Genomic DNA, 379 nt, shown 5'->3' on the forward strand with positions numbered 1-379 from the left:
GGTCGGTAACAATGCCTTTTGAGAAGGACATACCAACATCGTTTGGCATCCACTTTTGATCTACAGGGATGCCGTAGTAAGGCATGATTGAAGAAGCGCCAGCCTCAATCGCAGCAATAAACGGTTTTAGGTGGTAATCAAAATTGTTCTTTGGATAGACTTGGTTTTTACCGAAGTCATAATGTGGGTCACCACCGTTTTCTTGTGGACCGCCACCAGGGAAGTGTTTGATGGTTAGCGCGATACTGTCTTCGTTGACCTCACCGCCATCCTGCAACCCTTTGATAAGTGAGCGCATAATGTCAGACGCTAAATCTGCATCTTCGGTAAAGGTTTCGTGTACTCGGTACCAACGAGGTTCTGTCGCCAAATCCATCAT

General features: G+C 46.4%; 1 protein-coding gene. It reads right to left on the minus strand.

Annotated features, from left to right (window positions below; genetic code table 11):
- Positions 1-370 (minus strand): glycoside hydrolase family 3 N-terminal domain-containing protein (locus AB4486_RS28645; protein WP_372120224.1); only part of this gene is annotated, 370 nt, incomplete at its 3' end.
- Positions 371-379 lie beyond the last annotated feature (9 nt).

The organism is Vibrio sp. 10N.222.55.C6 (assembly GCF_041473395.1).
Classification (GTDB): domain Bacteria; phylum Pseudomonadota; class Gammaproteobacteria; order Enterobacterales; family Vibrionaceae; genus Vibrio; species Vibrio crassostreae_C.